Below are 17,302 nucleotides of genomic sequence, written 5' to 3'. Positions count from 1 at the left end.
GCTCAGGCCTCGGTCGGCTCAGACGAAGAAGACTCAGCGGCGGCCTCGTCCTTCTTGTCGGCCTTCTTCTTCTGGGTGATCGCTTCACCCTTGCCCTCGTCGTCGCCGCCCAGGGCCTCGAACGACGGGCGGGTGGACTTCGGCTGAGCCACGAGGAGCGGAGCCGGAGCGGGCTCGCCCTTGAACTTCTGCCAGTCGCCGGTCTTCTTCAGAATGGCGAGCACGGGCTCGGTCGGCTGCGCGCCGACACCCAGCCAGTACGCGACGCGCTCCTCGTCGACCTCGATGACCGACGGGTTGTACGTCGGGTGGTACTTGCCGATCTCCTCGATCGCACGGCCGTCACGGCGGGTGCGGGAGTCGGCGACGACGATGCGGTAGTGAGGCGAACGGATCTTGCCCAGACGCTTCAGCTTGATCTTGACTGCCACGGGAGTGGGTTCTCCTGGATTTGACGTGGTTGGGCACGGCGGAAAGAGCCGCGTGGGGTTGCGGTACCCGAGTGCCCGATGGACGCGTCAGCCGGAGGAGAGAGGGGTCCTGTGCGGCTGTCGAGTACAGCTGGCCATTCTGCCACACACTGGGGTTCGCCTCTCACCGGGGCCGTACGAAGCCATGCCGAAGCGACCTCCGGCGCCCGAGGTGCTTCTCGTCACCGGCGGGTGCGGGGTGCCACCGCGCCCACCATGCCGCCCCAGCGGCACGACTGCCCGCGGCCGCGCATGGCCGCGGCGGCACCCTTCGGCGTGATGTGGAGCCCACGAGCTGCGTACGGTCGCCACGAGCGGCCGTCTGTTCAGCTCGTCGTCGCGTCACGCCGCGCCCACGACCTCCGGGATCCGGAAGGGCTTGCCGCAGCCGCCGCAGACGATGGGGGCCTGGGCGAGTACGGACGGGACCACGCGGACGTTGCGACCGCAGTCGCAGACGGCCTTGACGCGGACGCCGCCGCCGGAGGAGCCGTGGCGTGCGGCCGGGCCCCGGAAGCTGCTGGCCGTGTCCTCGGAGGTCGCCGCCGTGTGCGCCTTGAGGGCGCGCTGCAGTCTGTCGATGGTCGGGCGGTAGCGACGCTTGGCCTCGGCGTTGAGCGTGACCAGCGAGAAACCGCTGCTGGGGTGCGGTTCCTCGGGGTGGTCGAGGCCGAGTTCCTCGGCGATCGCGAGGAATCTGCGGTTGTGGTAGCGGCCGGCCCGGGAGGTGTCGCGGACTCCCCGCGCGGCGGCGATGCCATGGACTGCCTCATGGAGCAGTCGCTCGAAGGAGAGTTCGTGCCCGCAGGCGGACGACGACTCCCCGATCAGGGACTCGGGAGCGGCAAGATCCGGCAGCTCGGGGTGGTGCCGTTGAATGTCGGCCCACGCCTGCGCCAGTTCTGCGGCGAGAACAGGTGGTGTCTGTGTCGTGCTCACGTAATGACAACGAGCCTGAGTGCCGCTGTGTTCCGATTACGGGGCATCCCAAATAATTTGCACGTACCCGTCAGTTGCCACTAGTGCGTCCTGACGAGGGCGGGTGCGCTGATCTGCGGAGAAGCCTCACAGCTCCCCACAAGGCGGTACGTAGTAACACGTACGCCCCGGCGCGTAGTGGAGCCCGCGCGCCGGGGCACCTGTGGTCGGCAGATGCGCAAGGGGCGTTTCGGTCGCTCTCCCGCGGAACGACGCGCTCTAGTAAGCGCGCGCCACGACAGCGACGTTACCGGGTGCGTCATAGGAGTCGGGCACCGACCCGTCCTCGGCGACGAGACACCGTACGGTCACCGCGTGCTCGCCGAGCCTGGTCTCGCCCTCCTCCCCCAGCGTCGACCAGGGGATACGCGCCCAGCCGCCGGACGTGGCGGCCTCGATCGCCTCGTCGAGCGTGGAGACCTCTGCCGTCCGGGACTCCCGGCGCTCGCGCGACTGCCGCAGAAGGAGCGCCTGGTCCTCTTCGAGGATCGCGGGCAGCAGGTGGACCAGCGAGTCGAGGGCGGCCGGCTCCTTGCCGCTGGGGATGCGGCGGGCGAGCGTCGCGGTGCCGTTCTCCAGGTCACGGGGGCCGACCTCGATGCGCACGGGGACGCCCTTGAGCTCCCAGTCGACGGCGCGGCGGCCGAACGGGATGTCCGTGCGGTCGTCCACCTGGACGCGGACGCCCGCCGTCTTCAGCCGGTCGCCGAGTTCGCGGACCTTTGCCAGAACCGCGTCGTCGCCCTTGACGGCGAGGACGACGGCCTGGACGTGGGCGAGGCGCGGCGGGACCCTCAGGCCGTCGTCGTCGCCGTGCATCATCACCAAGGCGCCGATCATGCGGGTGGTGGAGCCCCAGGAGGTCTGCCATACGAGTTCCTGCTTGCCCTCCCTGGACAGGTACCGGGTCTGGAAGGCCTTGGCGAAGTTCTGGCCGAGTTCGTGGCTGGTGGCCATCTGGAGGGCCTTGCCGTCGCCCATCATGCCTTCGAGCGTGAGGGTGTTGATGGCGCCCGCGAAGCGCTCCTTGACGGTCTTGCGGCCGGGGACGACGTCCATGGCGAGGACGTTCACCATGAAGTTTTCGTAGACCTCCCGGTGGATGTGCGCGGCGAAGTCGCGCGCCTCCTCATGCGTCGCGTGCGCCGTGTGCCCCTCCTGCCAGAGGAACTCGCTCGTGCGGAGGAAGAGACGGGGGCGCAGCTCCCAACGCACCACATTGGCCCACTGGTTGATCAACAGGGGCAGGTCGCGATAGCTCTGGATCCACTTCGAGAAGTAGTCGTTGATGATCATCTCGGAGGTGGGGCGGACCACGGCGGGCTCTTCGAGGTCCTTGCCGCCGCCGTGCGTCACCACGGCCAGTTCGGGCGCGAAGCCCTCGACGTGCTCGGCCTCCCGGGTGAGGTAGGACTGCGGGATCAGGAGCGGGAAGTACGCGTTCTGCGTGCCCGTCTCCTTGATCCGGGCGTCCATCTCCTGCTGCATCCGCTCCCACAGCCCGTACCCGTACGGTCGGATCACCATGGTGCCGCGCACCGGGCCGTTGTCGGCCAGTTCGGCCTTGGTGATCAGATCCTGGTACCAGCGCGGGAAGTCCTCCGCGCGGGGCGTCAGTACGGGTGCCTTTGCCATGGCGCGATAGTACGGGGGCATATTGCGGGGATGTGAATTCTTTTTTCCGCCCCTGACAGTCCGCAAACCGGTGTCCGCTACCCCTGGACGACTCGCCGAGTGCGGAGTTTCCTGGCATACGGGGGGAGTGCGAGCGCGCACTGCCACGGGGGCCAGGAAATCCGGCACGGCAACTCACGGCGGATTGGGGCGCTTTCGATATGACACCTACGCTCGTGCGGCAGCGACTGCCTCGCGCGGGGGCCGCACCCCGCGTGGACCAGTGTGCACGCGCGCGTGACTGGGCCGAAATCCAGGAACGGATGCTGGTACCGCTCTACGAGGCCGTCTACCGGCGGCTCGATGTCGGGGCCGGTACGCGGCTGCTCGGCCTCGGCTGCGGGTCGGGGCTCGCGCTGCTGATGGCGGCGTCGTGGGGCGCCGCGGTCACCGGCGTCGACGCGTCGTCACCCGAGAGAATCGCTCTCGCGCGAGAGCGACTGCAGCCGGAGGCGTGGGGCACACGCGCACGTGCCGGCACCCGGGTCGTGGACGGCGCACCCGGGGACGCGGCACGCGCCCCCGGCGACCCCCGGTACAACCTGGTGACCGCCTTCGAGCCGATCGGCTGTCTGGCCGGCGACTCCGAGGGTCTCGGTGACGTGCTCGCCTCGGCGACCCCGCTCGCGGAACGCGGCAGCCCCGTGGTCCTCGCGGGCTGGGGCCCACCGGAGCGCTGCACCACGTCGGCCGTGCTCCGGGTGGCCACGAAGCTGGCCGATCCGCTGCGGAGCGCGGGCAGTTGGCGTCCGGCACTGCGGGACGACCTGGAGGAGGTCGCCCAGCGAGCCGGCCTGAAACCGGACGGCTCGGGACGCGTGGCCTGCCCGTTCGGGTACGCCAACGTGGACAACGCGGTGCGGGGGCTGTTGTCGACCGGCCTGTTCGACGCGGCGATCAGGGCCACCGACCAGGTGCAGGTGGACAAGGAACTGGCCGAGGCGCTGCATCCGCATCGCCGCCGGGACGGCACGGTGTGGATGCCGAACGTGTTCCGCTATCTGATCGCGCGGACGCCCTGAGAAGGTCCTCGCGAGCCGCTTCCGACGCAGGTGTGAGCGGGTGTGAACGGGTGTGAATGGTGTGAAGAAAGCGGGCCGGTCCCGCTTTCGCTTGGCCAAGGGCCGTACGGCACCCATAGCCTGACGCATCATCCAGGGGAACCACACATCTGCGTACGGGAGTTGCCACCAGAAGCACCACGAGCGACACCACACTGATGCCGTCCACGCAACGGCACACCGGCGCCGCGCGCCCGGCCACACCCCCCGGCCGGTCACGCGGCGTCCGCCGTCGGGCGGGTCAGCCCATGAACTTCTTGAACTCGTCCGGCAGCTCGAAGTCCTGGGCGCCCTGCTGGCCCGGCAGTCCGAGGGCGCCGCCCTGGGCGGCTGCGGCCCGGCGCGCGGCCTCCTCCTGCTCCTGCTGCTTGCGCTTCATCGGGTTGCCCGAACGCTGCTTGCCCTTGGCCTGCTTGGGCTGCTTCTTGGTCCGGCCGGGGCCACCCCCCATGCCGGGCATACCCGGCATCCCAGGCATACCGCCGCCCTGAGCCATGCGGGACATCATCTTGCGGGCCTCGAAGAACCGCTCGACAAGGTTCTTCACGGCGCTGACCTCGACACCGGAGCCCTTGGCGATACGGGCGCGGCGCGAGCCGTTGATGATCGTCGGTTCCTGGCGCTCGGCCGGGGTCATCGACTTGATGATCGCGGCCGTGCGGTCGACGTCGCGCTCGTCGATGTTGTTGATCTGGTCCTTGATCTGCCCCATGCCGGGCAGCATGCCGAGCAGCTTGCTGATGCTGCCCATCTTCCTGACCTGCTCCATCTGGGCCAGGAAGTCGTCGAGCGTGAAGTCCTGGCCCTTCTTGGACGCCAGCTTGGAGGCCATCTTGGCGGCCTCTTCCTGGCTGAAGGTCTTCTCCGCCTGCTCGATCAGGGTGAGCAGGTCACCCATGTCGAGGATGCGGGAGGCCATCCGGTCCGGGTGGAACGCGTCGAACTCGTCGAGCTTCTCGCCGTTCGACGCGAACATGATCGGCTTGCCGGTGACCGAGGCGATCGAGAGGGCGGCACCACCGCGGGCGTCACCGTCGAGCTTGGAGAGGACCACGCCATCGAAGCCGACGCCGTCCCGGAAGGCCTCGGCCGTGTTGACGGCGTCCTGACCGATCATCGCGTCGACGACGAAGAGGATCTCGTCCGGGGAGACCGCGTCCCGGATGTCGGCGGCCTGCCGCATCATCTCCTGGTCGATGCCCAGGCGGCCCGCGGTGTCGACGACCACGATGTCGTGGACCTTCGACTTCGCGAACTCGATGGAGTCCTTGGCGACCTTGACCGGGTCACCCACGCCGTTGCCCGGCTCGGGGGCGTAGACCGCGACACCGGCGCGCTCGGCGACGACGCTGAGCTGGTTCACGGCGTTGGGGCGCTGGAGGTCACAGGCGACGAGGAGCGGCGAGTGGCCCTGCTCCTTCAACCAGCGGCCCAGCTTGCCCGCGAGGGTCGTCTTACCGGCACCCTGCAGACCCGCGAGCATGATCACGGTCGGCGGCTGCTTGGCGAAGCGCAGACGGCGGGTCTCGCCGCCGAGGATCCCGACCAGCTCCTCGTTGACGATCTTGAGGACCTGCTGGGCGGGGTTGAGCGCCTTGGAGACCTCGGCGCCGAGCGCCCGCTCCTTGACGTTCTTGATGAAGCCCCGCACGACCGGCAGCGCGACGTCCGCCTCCAGGAGCGCGATGCGGATCTCGCGCGCCGTGGCGTCGATGTCGGCCTCGGAAAGGCGCCCCTTGCCGCGCAGGTTCTTGAAAGTCGCTGAGAGGCGATCGGAGAGCGTATCGAACACGGCGGTGTCGGTCCTCGGAGTCGGGGGCAGTGTGGGCTGCCCTCCAGGGTATCTGTCTGGGTGTGGTCGGGTCTCCACCCCTGTGGATAGTGAGGGAAAGGCCGGTGTCGCGGGTCAGGGGTACGGGGCCCCGGCGGCGCCCCGTACCCCCGCTGCTCAGCCGCGCAGGGTCTCCTCCAGTTTCCGCGCCACGGACGCCGCCTCGTCCGACGGCAGCGGTGTGCCCTTCGGCCCGGTCACGTAGAAGGCGTCCACGGCGTTGGCACCCAGCGTGCTGACATGCGCGCTGCGCACACGTACGTGCGCGTCCTCCAGGGCGCGCCCGATCCGGTGCAGCAGACCGGGGGCGTCCTGGGCGCGCACCTCGATGACCGTGGCGTGCCGGGAGGCCGCGGCGGCCACCGTGACGCGCGGCGGCGGTGCCACGGAGCCGCGCCGCCTGGGATAGGCCGCGTCGCGCTCGGCGAGCCGTCCGGCGATGTCCAGCGAGCCGTCCAGGGCCCGCACGAGGTCGGAGCGGAGCCGGGCCGCCTGCGGCAGCGAGCCGTACTCTGCGGCCACCCGCCAGTTCAGCAGCAGGACGGAGCCCTCGACGCCGTCCGGTAGGTCGAAGGTCCGCAGTTCGGCCGTGCGGACGGTGAGCCGGTGCATGGCGAGGACACCGGCGACCGCGGGCAGCACGCCCGGCTGGTCGGGAACGGCGATGAGGAGTTCCACGCCGAGCGGCTCGGGGTCGGCCTTCTCGCCCTTCTCCTCGGCGACGACGGCGTCGTCGGGCCGAGCGCGCAGCGACAGCACCGGTCCGCCCGTGCGGAACGCCTCGATGGAGAGCCGCTCCTGTTCGGCCGTGGGCGCGGCGGGCTCCGGCTCCTCGGGGACGTCCCCGGCGAACAACGCGTCGACCCGCTGCACCAGTTCGGACACGAGCGAGGCACGCCACGACGACCAGGCGGCGGGCCCGGTGGCCAGCGCGTCCGACTCGGTCAGCGCGTGCAGCAGTTCGAGCGTGCCCGGTGATCCGACGGCGTCGGCCACGGACCGCACGGTGGCCGGGTCCTCCAGGTCACGCCGGGTGGCCGTGTCGACGAGCAGCAGATGGTGCCGTACGAGGGTGGCGAGCACCGCCACGTCCTCGCGGTCGAAGCCGATCCTGGCGGCCACGTCCCTGGCGATGATCTCGCCGGCGACGGAGTGGTCGCCGGGCCAGCCCTTGCCGATGTCGTGCAGCAACGCGGCGACGAGGAGGAGGTCGGGGCGGTGGACCCGGCGGGTCATCTCGGAGGCCTGGACGGCGGTCTCGATGAGGTGCCGGTCGACGGTCCAGATGTGCACGGCGTTGCGCTGCGGCCGGCAGCGGACCCGCTCCCAGTCGGGCAGCAGATGGGTGATGAGGCCCTCGGCCTCCAGTGCCTCCCAGACGTCGACGGTCGGACGCCCGGAGCCCAGCAGCGTGACGAGCTGCTCGCGCGCCTCGGCGGGCCAGGGCGTCGGCAGCGGCCGGGCGGCGGCCGCCAGGCGGCGTACGGCGTGCAGGGAGAGCGGCAGGCCCGCTTGGGCGGCAGCCGCGGCGGCGCGCAGCGGCAGCACGGGGTCCCGGTCGGGCTTGGCGGCGCGCGCGAGGACGACCTCGCCGTCCTGCTCGACCACGCCCTCGGCCAGCGGCGACCGCTCGGGGACCGGCTTGCCGCCCCCGAGCATGGAGCGCAACCGGGGCCGTACAGCGCGCGACCGCAGCACGCGCCCCACTTCACGCCACGTCACATCACTGGCGTAGGAGATGACCCGCGCGGCCTCGTACACCTGACGCAGCAGGGTGTCGGCGTCCAGCAGGCCCAGTTCGGCGGCGACCTGGTCCTGTTCCTGGAGCGCGAGCCGGTCGGTCGCGCGCCCGGTGGTGAGATGGAGCGCGTCCCGTGCGTCGAGGAGGCGGCGCCGTGCGTCCGCGAGCCCCTCGCGCGGGGCGTCGGCGAGCCAGGAGGCGGCGACGGCGCGCAGGGCGGTGGCGTCACGCAGTCCGCCGCGTGCTTCCTTGAGATCGGGTTCGAGCAGGTACTGCAGCTCCCCCTGCCGCTCGGCCCGCTCGGCGCACAGCTCCTGGAGTTCCGGGAGGCGTTTGGGCGCCTGGTTGCGCCAGTCGGCGAGGACGGAGGTCCGCAGTCCGGCGGTCAGTCCCAGATCACCGGCGATGTGCCGGGCGTCCAGCAGTCCGAGCTGCACCTTGAGGTCCTCGCCGGCGGTCTTGCGTGCCTCGGCGGGGGTGCGGACGGAGTGGTCGAGGGCCAGCCCGAGGTCCCAGACGGGGTACCAGATGCGGTCGGCCAGCGCGGCCACCGCCTCGTCGTCGGACCCGTCGTGCAGGAGCAGCAGATCCAGGTCGCTGCGGGGCGAGAGCTCGCCGCGCCCGTATCCCCCGACGGCGACCAGCGAGACCCCACGTGGTTCGGAGTGCCCCGCGCCGAACAGTCCCGTGAGCCAGTCGTCGGTCAGCTCGGCCAGGGCCGAACGGCGCGGCGGCCCGGACTGCGCCCCCTCCTGGAGGAGGCGCAGCCGGGCCGCCGCGTAGCCGCTGGGTCCCGAGTCCTCTGCATCCGTACGTACGTCCGTACTCGTCACCCAGTGACTCCTGTTCTTCTCTTCGGTCAGAGCGCGTCCGGGCCGCGCTCGCCGGTCCGGACCCGAACGGCCGTCTCGACCGGGAGGGACCAGACCTTGCCGTCACCGATCTTGCCGGTGCGGGCGGCCTTGACGATGACGTCGATCAGCTGTTCGGCGTCGTCGTCCTCGGCGAGCACCTCGATACGGATCTTGGGAACAAGGTCCACCGTGTACTCGGCGCCGCGGTACACCTCGGTGTGTCCCCGCTGCCGACCGTACCCACTGGCCTCGGTCACCGTAAGGCCGTGCACCCCGAAGGCCTGCAGGGCTTCCTTGATCTCGTCGAGCCGGTGCGGCTTGACGACGGCGGTGATCAGCTTCATGCCTCGACCTTCTTGCTCTCAGTGGCAGCGACGCTGCTCGTCGTGGTGGCGGAGGAGATGTGCGAACCCGCTGCCGAGCTGAAGTCGTAGGCGGTCTCGGCGTGGAGGGCCTGGTCGACACCGGTGACCTCGTCCTCCTCGGACGCCCGGAAGCCGATCGTCTTCTGGATGGCGAAGGCGATGAGCCAGGTCACCACGAAGGTGTAGCCCATGACGGAGAAGGCACCGGTGGCCTGCTTGCCGAACTGGCTCCAACCCCCGACCTCGGTGGCCAGGAAGCCGACCATGAGGGTACCGATGACACCACCGACCAGGTGGACGCCGACGACGTCGAGGGAGTCGTCGTAGCCGAGCTTGTACTTGAGGCTGACGGCCCAGGAGCAGACGGCACCGGCCACGATGCCGATCAGGATGGCGCCGAAGGCGTTGACGTGACCGCCGGACGGGGTGATCGCGACGAGCCCCGCGACGGCACCGGAGCAGGCACCGAGGGTGGTGAACGCACCGTGGCGGATGCGCTCGTAGATCAGCCAGCCGATGATGGCCGCGGCGGTCGCGATCTGCGTGTTGACGGCCATGCGGGCGGTCGTGCCGTCGACACCGAGCCAGGAACCGGCGTTGAAGCCGAACCAGCCGAACCACAGCAGGGCGGTGCCGATCAGGACCAGCGGCAGGCTGTGCGGCCGCATCGGGTCCTTCTTGAAGCCGATCCGCTTGCCCACGACCAGGACCGCGGCGAGCGCGCCGACACCGGCGTTGATGTGGACCGCGGTACCACCGGCGAAGTCGATGACACCCTTCTCGAAGAGCCAGCCGCCGGGCGCCCAGACCCAGTGGGCGACCGGGAAGTACGCCAGGGTGACCCAGAGCGCGACGAAGATCATCCAGGCGCTGAACTTGACGCGGTCGGCGAGCGCGCCGCTCATCAGGGCCGGGGTGATGACCGCGAACAGCATCTGGAAGAGAATGAAGGCGAACGCGGCGATCTTGTGCGGCTCGCCGTTGGCGCCGGTGACGAAGCCGTCGACCGTGCTGGTGACGTCGATGCCCTTGAGGCCGATCGCGTCCAGGTTGCCGATGAAGCCGCCCTGGTCACCGCTGAAGGCGAGCGAGTAGCCGTACAGCACCCACAGGATGCTGACGATGCCCAGCGAGATGAAGGACATCATCAACATGTTCAGCACGCTCTTGGCCCGGACCATGCCGCCGTAGAAGAGCGCCAGGCCCGGCGTCATCACCATGACGAGCGCCGCACTGATCAATACGAATCCGGTATCTGTGCCGTTCAATGCCGGTATCTCCTCGTGGTCGGAACGGCCCGTGCGGATGCTGAAGCTTGGGAGCTATCGGGGAGGGCCGACTGTGCTCAGGAGACTGACGCAGCACCGTTTCACGGGAAGTTTGGAAATGTTTCCCGCACGTGACGAAGGCCCTCATCACGTTACAGACAGGTGAAACGTGAATCTCGGAGGATTGATCCCGTGTGGGGCCCTGCCTCTGCGGGCTCCCTCGCGCATAACGGTTTCGTATCCGATGGAACTTCCGACGGAACGGGAGCGAACCGACGGATTCGAGGAACGAACCGGCTGCGGCGCCGGAAACGGACCGACCACGGCAGACCATCCGATGACCTGGCATGGGGGAGCCGAGTCGGGCAGTCGGGATGGCCGGCCGCGGCCGGGGTCAGCGGGCCCTCGAGGTGCGGCGGGCCGGGCCGGGGTCAGACCGCTTCGGCGGTCTCGGGGAGGTGGACGGCGAGCTGGTCGGTGAGGTCGACGACCTCGGACAGGCCACCGAAATCGCGTACGGCCGTGTCGACGGTCTTGCGGATACGGGTGTTGACGCGCTCGGAGCGGACCTTGCGGGCCACCTCCATGGCCTGCTGGGCCATGGCCGCGCCCTGCTCTGGCTCGCACTGGAGCAGATGCACCGTCGCCATACCGATCAGGTTCAGCGCGTACGACCGCTGGTGTTCGGTGTCCGTGGCGAAGAGGTCCACGGCGCGGCGCATCACCGGCTCGGCCAGGGAAGCGTAGGTGGGGCTGCGGCCGGCGACATAGGCGAGGTCACGGTAGGAGTGGGAGTTCTCGCCGTGCAGCTCGGCCTCGTTGAAGAACCGGATCCAGTCGGGGTCCGGGTCATCCCACTCCTCGGCTTCGGCGAAGACGTCCTCGGCCATCCGGACAGCCCGTTTGCACTTTCCGGGCTGGCCCATGTTGGCGTAGGCGCGGGCTTCCATCGCATACAGCATCGACTGGGTGCGCGGGCTCGCGCAGTCACGGCTGCCGTACTGGGCGAGATGGATCAGTTCGAGGGCGTCGTCGGGGCGGCCGAGGTGGATCATCTGACGGCTCATGCTGGACAGGACGTAGGAACCGAGGGGCTTGTCGCCGGCCTCCTTGGCCGCGTGCAGCGCGAGGACGAAGTACTTCTGCGCGGTGGGCTGGAGACCGATGTCGTAGCTCATCCAGCCGGCCAGCTCCGCCAGTTCGGCGGCCACTTTGAACAGCCGCCGGGTGGTGGCCTCGGGCTGGGGCTCCTGGAGGAGGTCGGTCACCTCGTGCAACTGGCCGACGACCGCCTTGCGCCGCAGACCGCCACCGCACTGGGCGTCCCACTGCCGGAACATCACCGTGGTGGATTCGAGGAGGTCCAGCTCCGGTTGGGAGAGCCGGCCGGCGCGGCGCGCGGCGGGCGAGGGCTCGGACTCCGGTCGCGGGGCGGTGGGCGAGGGCACCAGCCAGCGCTGCATCGGCTCGATGAGGGCCGGGCCCGCGGCCAGGCCCAGCGAGCTCCCGAGGAAACCGCGCCGCGCGAGCATCAGGTCGCTACGCGAGAACTCGCTGATCAGCGCCACCGTCTGCGGGCCCGTCCAGGGCAGGTCGACGCCGGACACGGACGGTGCCTGGTGGGCGGCGCGCAGCCCCAGGTCCTCCACCGCCACGACACAGCCGAACCGCTCGGAGAACAGCTCGGACAGGATGCGCGGGATCGGCTCGCGCGGGTTCTCCCCGTCGAGCCAGCGCCGTACGCGTGAGGTGTCGGTGGAGATGTGATTGGCCCCGAGCTGTCGGGCTCGGCGGTTCACCTGCCGGGCGAGCTCGCCCTTGGACCAGCCGCTGCGGACGAACCACGAGCCCAGCAGTTCGTTCGGGCGCTTCTCAGCGTTGGTGCCGCTTCCGCCGTTGCCGCCCACTGGAACGCCCCCATCCCTGAAACCACTTGTGTGCGCTGTGTGCGCCAAGCCCTACCAGAATGCCGGTTACCACGCCGTACGTCCGACACTTGTCACCCGTCGAACGGAAAGACGACTTGCCTCCGGCATACCCACGGGCGCGGACATCCCTCAGGTCGCGTGCACTCAAAGTAATCTTACGATCACTCGTCCGGCCACGGCGATCCCAGAAACGCCACCATTCGCCACCCCTTCGAATGAACTAACGGTCACCCGTACGCGATTCACTTGACACAGAACGGCCCGGACAGGGCGGAGTGATGCGTTCAGGGGCGCACATCCGTGACCGCGCCACCGGAGGTGCCATAGTGCGCCGCCGCTGCGGAAGCAGAGCGTCGCATGGCGACTCCGTCGCGTAACCACGGCGCGCTGGACCCGTTGGAGGGGGCATGGGCTTCACTATCGGCGGCATTCGCGAGATGCGATCCGGCACGCGTCGGCGCGGCCGTTCCTCGGAGTGCACGGCCGTGGCCGAGTTCACCGGCCTCTGGGGGTGGGACGTGGTCCCCGGCGCGCGGACCGCTTCGGGCGCGTGCTCGTGCGGTAAGGCAGACTGCTCCGCGCCAGGAGCTCACCCCCTCGACTTCGCGTCCCCGGTCCGCGCCGGCGCGACGCTCGACGAGGTGACCGAGGCGTGGGCCGAGTTCCCCGGCGCCTCCGTGATGCTTCCGGTGGGCCGCTCCTTCGACGTCGTCGAGGTCGCCGAGTCGGCGGGCCGGCACGCGCTCGTCCGCCTCGAGCGCATGGGGCTGCCCGTCGGTCCGGTGATCGCCACGCCCGAGGGCCGCGCCCACTTCCTCGTCGCCCCCGGCGCCGCCGCCGAGTTGTCCGCGCTCCTCTACCGCATGGGCTGGGATGACCCGTCCGCCCTCGACCTGCGCGGTCTCGGCCCGGGCGCCCACGTCACCGCCCCGCCCTCCGACCGCGGCGGCCTCGGTCCGGTCCGCTGGCTCCGCTCCCCCGCCCTCGACTCGGCGACGAAGCCGCCGGCCGCTCGACTGCTGCTGGGCACACTGGCCTACGTGGCCCACCGGTCGCGGGCCTGACCTCGGCCCCGTACATACCAGGCCCTGTTTCAGCCCTCCCCACGTACCGGGCCCGACCTCATCCCCGTGCGTCCACAGAGAAGCGCCCGTCCCCCACTACACCTCGGGGGCGGGCGCTTCTCGGCATGGCGGCTATGGCTGCCCGTAGGTGGCTTTCCGGGAGGTCATTCGCCGATGAGCGCATCCACGAACGCCTCCGGCTCGAACGGCGCCAGGTCGTCCGCGCCCTCTCCCAGGCCGACGAGCTTGACGGGAACGCCCAGCTCGCGCTGCACGGCGATGACGATGCCGCCCTTGGCGGTGCCGTCGAGCTTGGTGAGGACGATGCCGGTGATGTCGACGACCTCGGCGAAGACGCGGGCCTGGACGAGGCCGTTCTGACCGGTGGTGGCGTCGAGGACGAGCAGGATCTCGTCCAGCGGCGCGTGCTTCTCCACGACGCGCTTGACCTTGCCGAGCTCGTCCATGAGACCGGTCTTGGTGTGCAGCCGGCCGGCGGTGTCGATGAGGACCGCGTCGGCGCCCTCCTCGATGCCCTCCTTGACGGCGTCGAAGGCGATGGACGCCGGGTCGCCGCCCTCGGGCCCCCGCACGGTACGGGCGCCGACGCGCTCGCCCCAGGTCTGGAGCTGGTCGGCGGCGGCGGCGCGGAAGGTGTCGGCGGCGCCGAGGACGACGTTCTTGCCGTCAGCGACGAGGACACGGGCCAGCTTGCCGGTGGTGGTGGTCTTGCCGGTGCCGTTGACTCCGACGACCATCACGATGCCGGGCGTGTCGAGCGGCGAGTCGGTGTTGACCGCGCGGTCGAACTCCGGGACCAGGATCTTCAGCAGTTCCTCGCGCAGCAGGGTGCGCAGCTCCGCCGGAGTGCGGGTGCCGAGCACCTTCACGCGCTCACGCAGTCGTTCGACCAACTCCTGGGTGGGCTGGACGCCGACGTCGGCGGTCAGGAGGGTGTCCTCGATCTCCTCCCAGGTGTCGTCGTCGAGGTGCTCGCGCGAGAGCAGCGTGAGCAGCCCCTTGCCGAGCGCGTTCTGCGAGCGGGAGAGCCTGGCGCGCAGCCGCACCAGACGGCCGGCGGTCGGCTCGGGGATCTCGATCGCGGGAGCCTCCACGACCGGGGGCTCCTCGACGGCGACAGGTGCCGTCGCCGAGGCGTCCGGGAGGTCGACCTCCTCGATCGTTCTGCGCGGCTCGTCGCGCGGTGTCTCGGCCTCGTCGCCGACATGCGGCTCGGCCGGGGGTGCGGTGATGTCGGGTGTCGTCGGGGGCGCCGGGGGCAGCGACTTCTTCCTGCGGCTGCCTACGACGAGCCCGCCCAGCACGCCGAGCACGACCACGGCGATGACTACAGCAAGGATGAGTTCCATAACTAGGCCAGTATGCGGGACCACCCCGCGCCGCGTTTGATCGCCGTACGGGGGACACGGCTCTTCCACACCCCTGGATACCTGATGGCCCGTCAGCTAACGTCCCCTCCACAGCCGCCCAAGGGGGTCCCATGCCCGTCACGGTCGTCCGTTTCAACCTGGTCGAGCCCGGTGCCACTCCCGGCTCGCTCCGGGCCCGCTACCGGGCCGCCGTCGAGATGGCCGCGTACGCCGATGAGCAGGGCATCGGCACCGTGCAGACGGAGGAGCACCACGGGGTCGAGAACAACTGGCTGCCGTCGCCGTTCGTCTTCGCGGGGGCGGTGTTCGGGGCGACCCGCCGGATCGCGGTCACGGTGTCGGCGGTGATCGGCCCGCTGCACGATCCGCTGCGGCTGGCCGAGGACATCGCCGTGCTGGACCTGGTGAGCGGCGGCCGGCTGGTGACCGTCGCCGGGATCGGGTACCGGCCGGAGGAGTACATCCAGTTCGATGTCGACTGGAAGGGGCGCGGCAGGCTGCAGGACGAGCTGCTGGAGACGTTGCTCCGGGCGTGGACGGGCGAGCCGTTCACCTATCGGGGGCGCACGGTCCGGGTGACGCCGCGCCCGGGCACCGAGCCGCATCCGCTGCTGCTGGTCGGCGGTTCCTCCAAGGCCGCGGCCCGCCGCGCGGCCCGCCTGGGTCTCCCCTTCTTCCCGAGCGCCCATCTGCCGGAGCTGGAGGCGTACTACAAGGAGCGGCTCGTCGAGTACGGCACCGAGGGCTGGACCATGATGCCCGCCGCCGAGACCCCGCTGCTGCATGTGGCGGAGGATCCTGACCGGGCGTGGGCCGAGTACGGCGACCACTTGCTGCACGAGGCGCGGACGTACGCCTCCTGGCAGTCGCCCGGCGTCCGGTCGGCCGTGCGTTCGGGGGCGGCGACGGTGGCGGAGCTGCGCGCGGAGGGCGTCTACCGCATCGTCACACCGGACGAGTGCGTGGCGCTGGGCCTGGACTCCTACGTGCTGCATCCCCTGGCCGGCGGGATGCCGGTCGAGGAGGGGTGGCGCGGGCTGCGGCTGTTCGTCGAGCGGGTACTGCCGCGCCTGAACGAGTGATCACCGCCTCCCGGGTGAACCGGCCGCCGTCCCGGCTCGGTGGCCGGGCCGGGACGGCGTAGGGGGACGAGGAGAAGGGCGCGGGGACTTCACCCCTCTCCTCGAACTCGGGGAGGCGCGTGCCGACGGGCTAACCCATCTCCTCCAGCGCCTTGCCCTTCGTCTCCTTCACGAACTTCAGGACGAAGGGGATGGAGAGCGCGGCGAAGACCGTGTAGATCACGTACGTCACGGACAGGTTCCACTCGGCCAGGGACGGGAAGCTCGCAGTGATGGCCCAGTTGGCGATCCACTGTGCGGCGGCGGCCACGCCCAGGGCGGCGGCGCGGATCCTGTTGGGGAACATCTCGCCGAGCATGACCCAGACGACGACACCCCAGGAGAGGGCGAAGAAGAGGACGAAGACATGGGCGGCGATCAGGGCGACCCAGCCCTGGGTGGCGGGGAGCTTGCCGTCGACGAGGTCGTAGGAGAAGGCCCAGGCCTCCAGGGCGAGACCGACGACCATGCCGGCGGAGCCGATGAGGGCTAGCGGCCTGCGGCCGACGCGGTCCACGAAGATCATCGCGATGACGGTGCCGACGATGTTGATGATCGAGGTCGTGAAGGAGTAGAAGAACGACTCGGTCGGGTCGACACCCACGGACTGCCACAGGGTGGCGGAGTAGTAGAACGCCACGTTGATGCCGACGAACTGCTGGAAGACCGACAGGCCGATGCCGATCCAGACGATCGGCTTGAAGAGGTAGCTGCCGCCGAGCAGGTCCTTGAAGGTCGACTTGTGCTCACTCCTCATGGCCGACTCGATCTCGGCGACCCGGGCGTCCAGGTCGACGTTCTTGCCCTCGACCTCGGCGAGCACCTCTCGAGCGCGCTCGTCCTTGCCGACGGAGATCAGGAAGCGCGGCGACTCGGGGATCGCGAAGGAGAGCAGGCCGTACAGCACGGCCGGGACGACCATGACGCCGAGCATGATCTGCCAGGCCTCCAGGCCCAGCAGCTCACCGCGCTGGTCGCCGCCGGCGGCGTTCAGGATGCCCCAGTTGACCAGCTGGGAGATGGCGATGCCGACGACGATCGCGGCCTGCTGGAAGGAGCCGAGCCGCCCTCGGTAGGCGGGCGGGGCGACCTCGGCGATGTAGGCGGGTCCGATCACGGACGCCATGCCGATGGCGAAGCCGCCGACGGTCCGCCAGAAGGCGAGGTCGTACAGCGCGAAGGGGAGCGCGGAACCGATGGCGCTGACCGTGAAGAGCACGGCCGCGATCTGCATGCAGCGGATGCGTCCGATGCGGTCGGCTATCCGGCCCGCGGTGGCCGCGCCGACGGCGCAGCCGATCAGCGCGACGGCGATGACCTGCGCCAACGCCGTGGAGCCGATGTCGTAGCGGTGCCGGATGGCTTCGACAGCGCCGTTGATCACGGCGCTGTCGTAACCGAAGAGGAAACCGCCCATCGCGGCCGCCGCCGCAATGAAGATCACATGCGAGAGATGGTCGGGATGAGCGTCCCGCGCTCCTGTCTTTGCTGCCTGCGCAGTGCTGGTCACGTCTGTACTCCTCGGACCACCGGCAACGCCGCCGATGTGGGGGGAC

13 protein-coding genes are annotated in these 17,302 nt (G+C 70.1%); 3 read left to right on the top strand and 10 right to left on the bottom strand.

Annotated features, from left to right (window positions below):
• Nucleotides 1-2: 2 nt before the first annotated feature.
• The 3 genes from rpsP to proS all read right to left on the bottom strand — a co-directional run bounded on the left by rpsP (nt 3) and on the right by proS (nt 3,083).
• The gene (rpsP, locus tag ACFY9I_RS27145; protein ID WP_391006022.1) at nt 3-431 is read right to left on the bottom strand and encodes a 30S ribosomal protein S16; all 429 of its coding nucleotides are present in this window, start codon (nt 429-431) and stop codon (nt 3-5) included.
• Between the two features lie 381 nt (nt 432-812).
• A complete protein-coding gene (locus ACFY9I_RS27140; protein WP_391006019.1) occupies nt 813-1,409 on the bottom strand; it encodes a hypothetical protein in 597 nt (198 codons plus the stop codon).
• A gap of 258 nt (nt 1,410-1,667) precedes the next feature.
• Nucleotides 1,668-3,083 (bottom strand): proline--tRNA ligase, encoded by a 1,416-nt coding sequence (proS, locus tag ACFY9I_RS27135; RefSeq protein ID WP_391006016.1) that lies wholly within the window; start codon nt 3,081-3,083, stop codon nt 1,668-1,670.
• Nucleotides 3,084-3,385: 302 nt separating this feature from the next.
• Between proS and ACFY9I_RS27130 the strand changes: the two genes are divergently transcribed.
• Complete coding sequence (locus ACFY9I_RS27130; RefSeq protein WP_391006014.1) at nt 3,386-4,144, top strand: SAM-dependent methyltransferase; 759 nt, start codon at nt 3,386-3,388, stop codon at nt 4,142-4,144.
• Between the two features lie 280 nt (nt 4,145-4,424).
• On the opposite strand, the gene ffh is transcribed toward ACFY9I_RS27130, so the two are convergent.
• The 5 genes from ffh to ACFY9I_RS27105 all read right to left on the bottom strand — a co-directional run bounded on the left by ffh (nt 4,425) and on the right by ACFY9I_RS27105 (nt 12,149).
• Nucleotides 4,425-5,975, bottom strand: coding sequence for a signal recognition particle protein (ffh, locus tag ACFY9I_RS27125; protein WP_391006011.1), 1,551 nt, complete (start codon nt 5,973-5,975; stop codon nt 4,425-4,427).
• Between the two features lie 156 nt (nt 5,976-6,131).
• Complete coding sequence (locus ACFY9I_RS27120) at nt 6,132-8,588, bottom strand: [protein-PII] uridylyltransferase (protein WP_391006008.1); 2,457 nt, start codon at nt 8,586-8,588, stop codon at nt 6,132-6,134.
• A gap of 26 nt (nt 8,589-8,614) precedes the next feature.
• Nucleotides 8,615-8,953: a P-II family nitrogen regulator gene (locus ACFY9I_RS27115; RefSeq protein WP_003997576.1), complete on the bottom strand. Its 339-nt coding sequence runs from the start codon at nt 8,951-8,953 to the stop codon at nt 8,615-8,617.
• Complete coding sequence (locus tag ACFY9I_RS27110) at nt 8,950-10,242, bottom strand: ammonium transporter (RefSeq protein ID WP_391006005.1); 1,293 nt, start codon at nt 10,240-10,242, stop codon at nt 8,950-8,952. Before ACFY9I_RS27110 ends, ACFY9I_RS27115 begins: the two co-directional genes overlap by 4 nt.
• Nucleotides 10,243-10,673: 431 nt before the next feature.
• Nucleotides 10,674-12,149, bottom strand: coding sequence for a hypothetical protein (locus ACFY9I_RS27105; RefSeq protein WP_391006003.1), 1,476 nt, complete (start codon nt 12,147-12,149; stop codon nt 10,674-10,676).
• Nucleotides 12,150-12,577: 428 nt separating this feature from the next.
• Between ACFY9I_RS27105 and ACFY9I_RS27100 the strand changes: the two genes are divergently transcribed.
• A complete protein-coding gene (locus ACFY9I_RS27100) occupies nt 12,578-13,234 on the top strand; it encodes a bifunctional DNA primase/polymerase (RefSeq protein WP_391006000.1) in 657 nt (218 codons plus the stop codon).
• A 164-nt stretch (nt 13,235-13,398) separates the two neighbouring features.
• Here ACFY9I_RS27100 and ftsY read toward each other — a convergent pair whose 3' ends face one another.
• Nucleotides 13,399-14,604: a signal recognition particle-docking protein FtsY gene (ftsY, locus tag ACFY9I_RS27095; protein ID WP_391005997.1), complete on the bottom strand. Its 1,206-nt coding sequence runs from the start codon at nt 14,602-14,604 to the stop codon at nt 13,399-13,401.
• Between the two features lie 131 nt (nt 14,605-14,735).
• On the opposite strand from ftsY, the gene ACFY9I_RS27090 reads away from it, so the two are divergent.
• Nucleotides 14,736-15,707 carry an LLM class flavin-dependent oxidoreductase gene (locus ACFY9I_RS27090; RefSeq protein ID WP_391005994.1) on the top strand — a complete coding sequence of 324 codons (972 nt, stop codon included), beginning with the start codon at nt 14,736-14,738 and terminating at the stop codon, nt 15,705-15,707.
• Between the two features lie 130 nt (nt 15,708-15,837).
• On the opposite strand, the gene ACFY9I_RS27085 is transcribed toward ACFY9I_RS27090, so the two are convergent.
• Entirely contained in the window at nt 15,838-17,256 is a 1,419-nt protein-coding gene (locus ACFY9I_RS27085; protein WP_391005991.1) for a sugar porter family MFS transporter, read from the bottom strand.
• Nucleotides 17,257-17,302: the final 46 nt, after the last annotated feature.

Origin of the sequence: Streptomyces sp. NPDC012510, assembly GCF_042955065.1 — a bacterium.
Lineage (GTDB): Bacteria > Actinomycetota > Actinomycetes > Streptomycetales > Streptomycetaceae > Streptomyces.
This window is presented reverse-complemented; position numbering and strand designations above follow the sequence as displayed.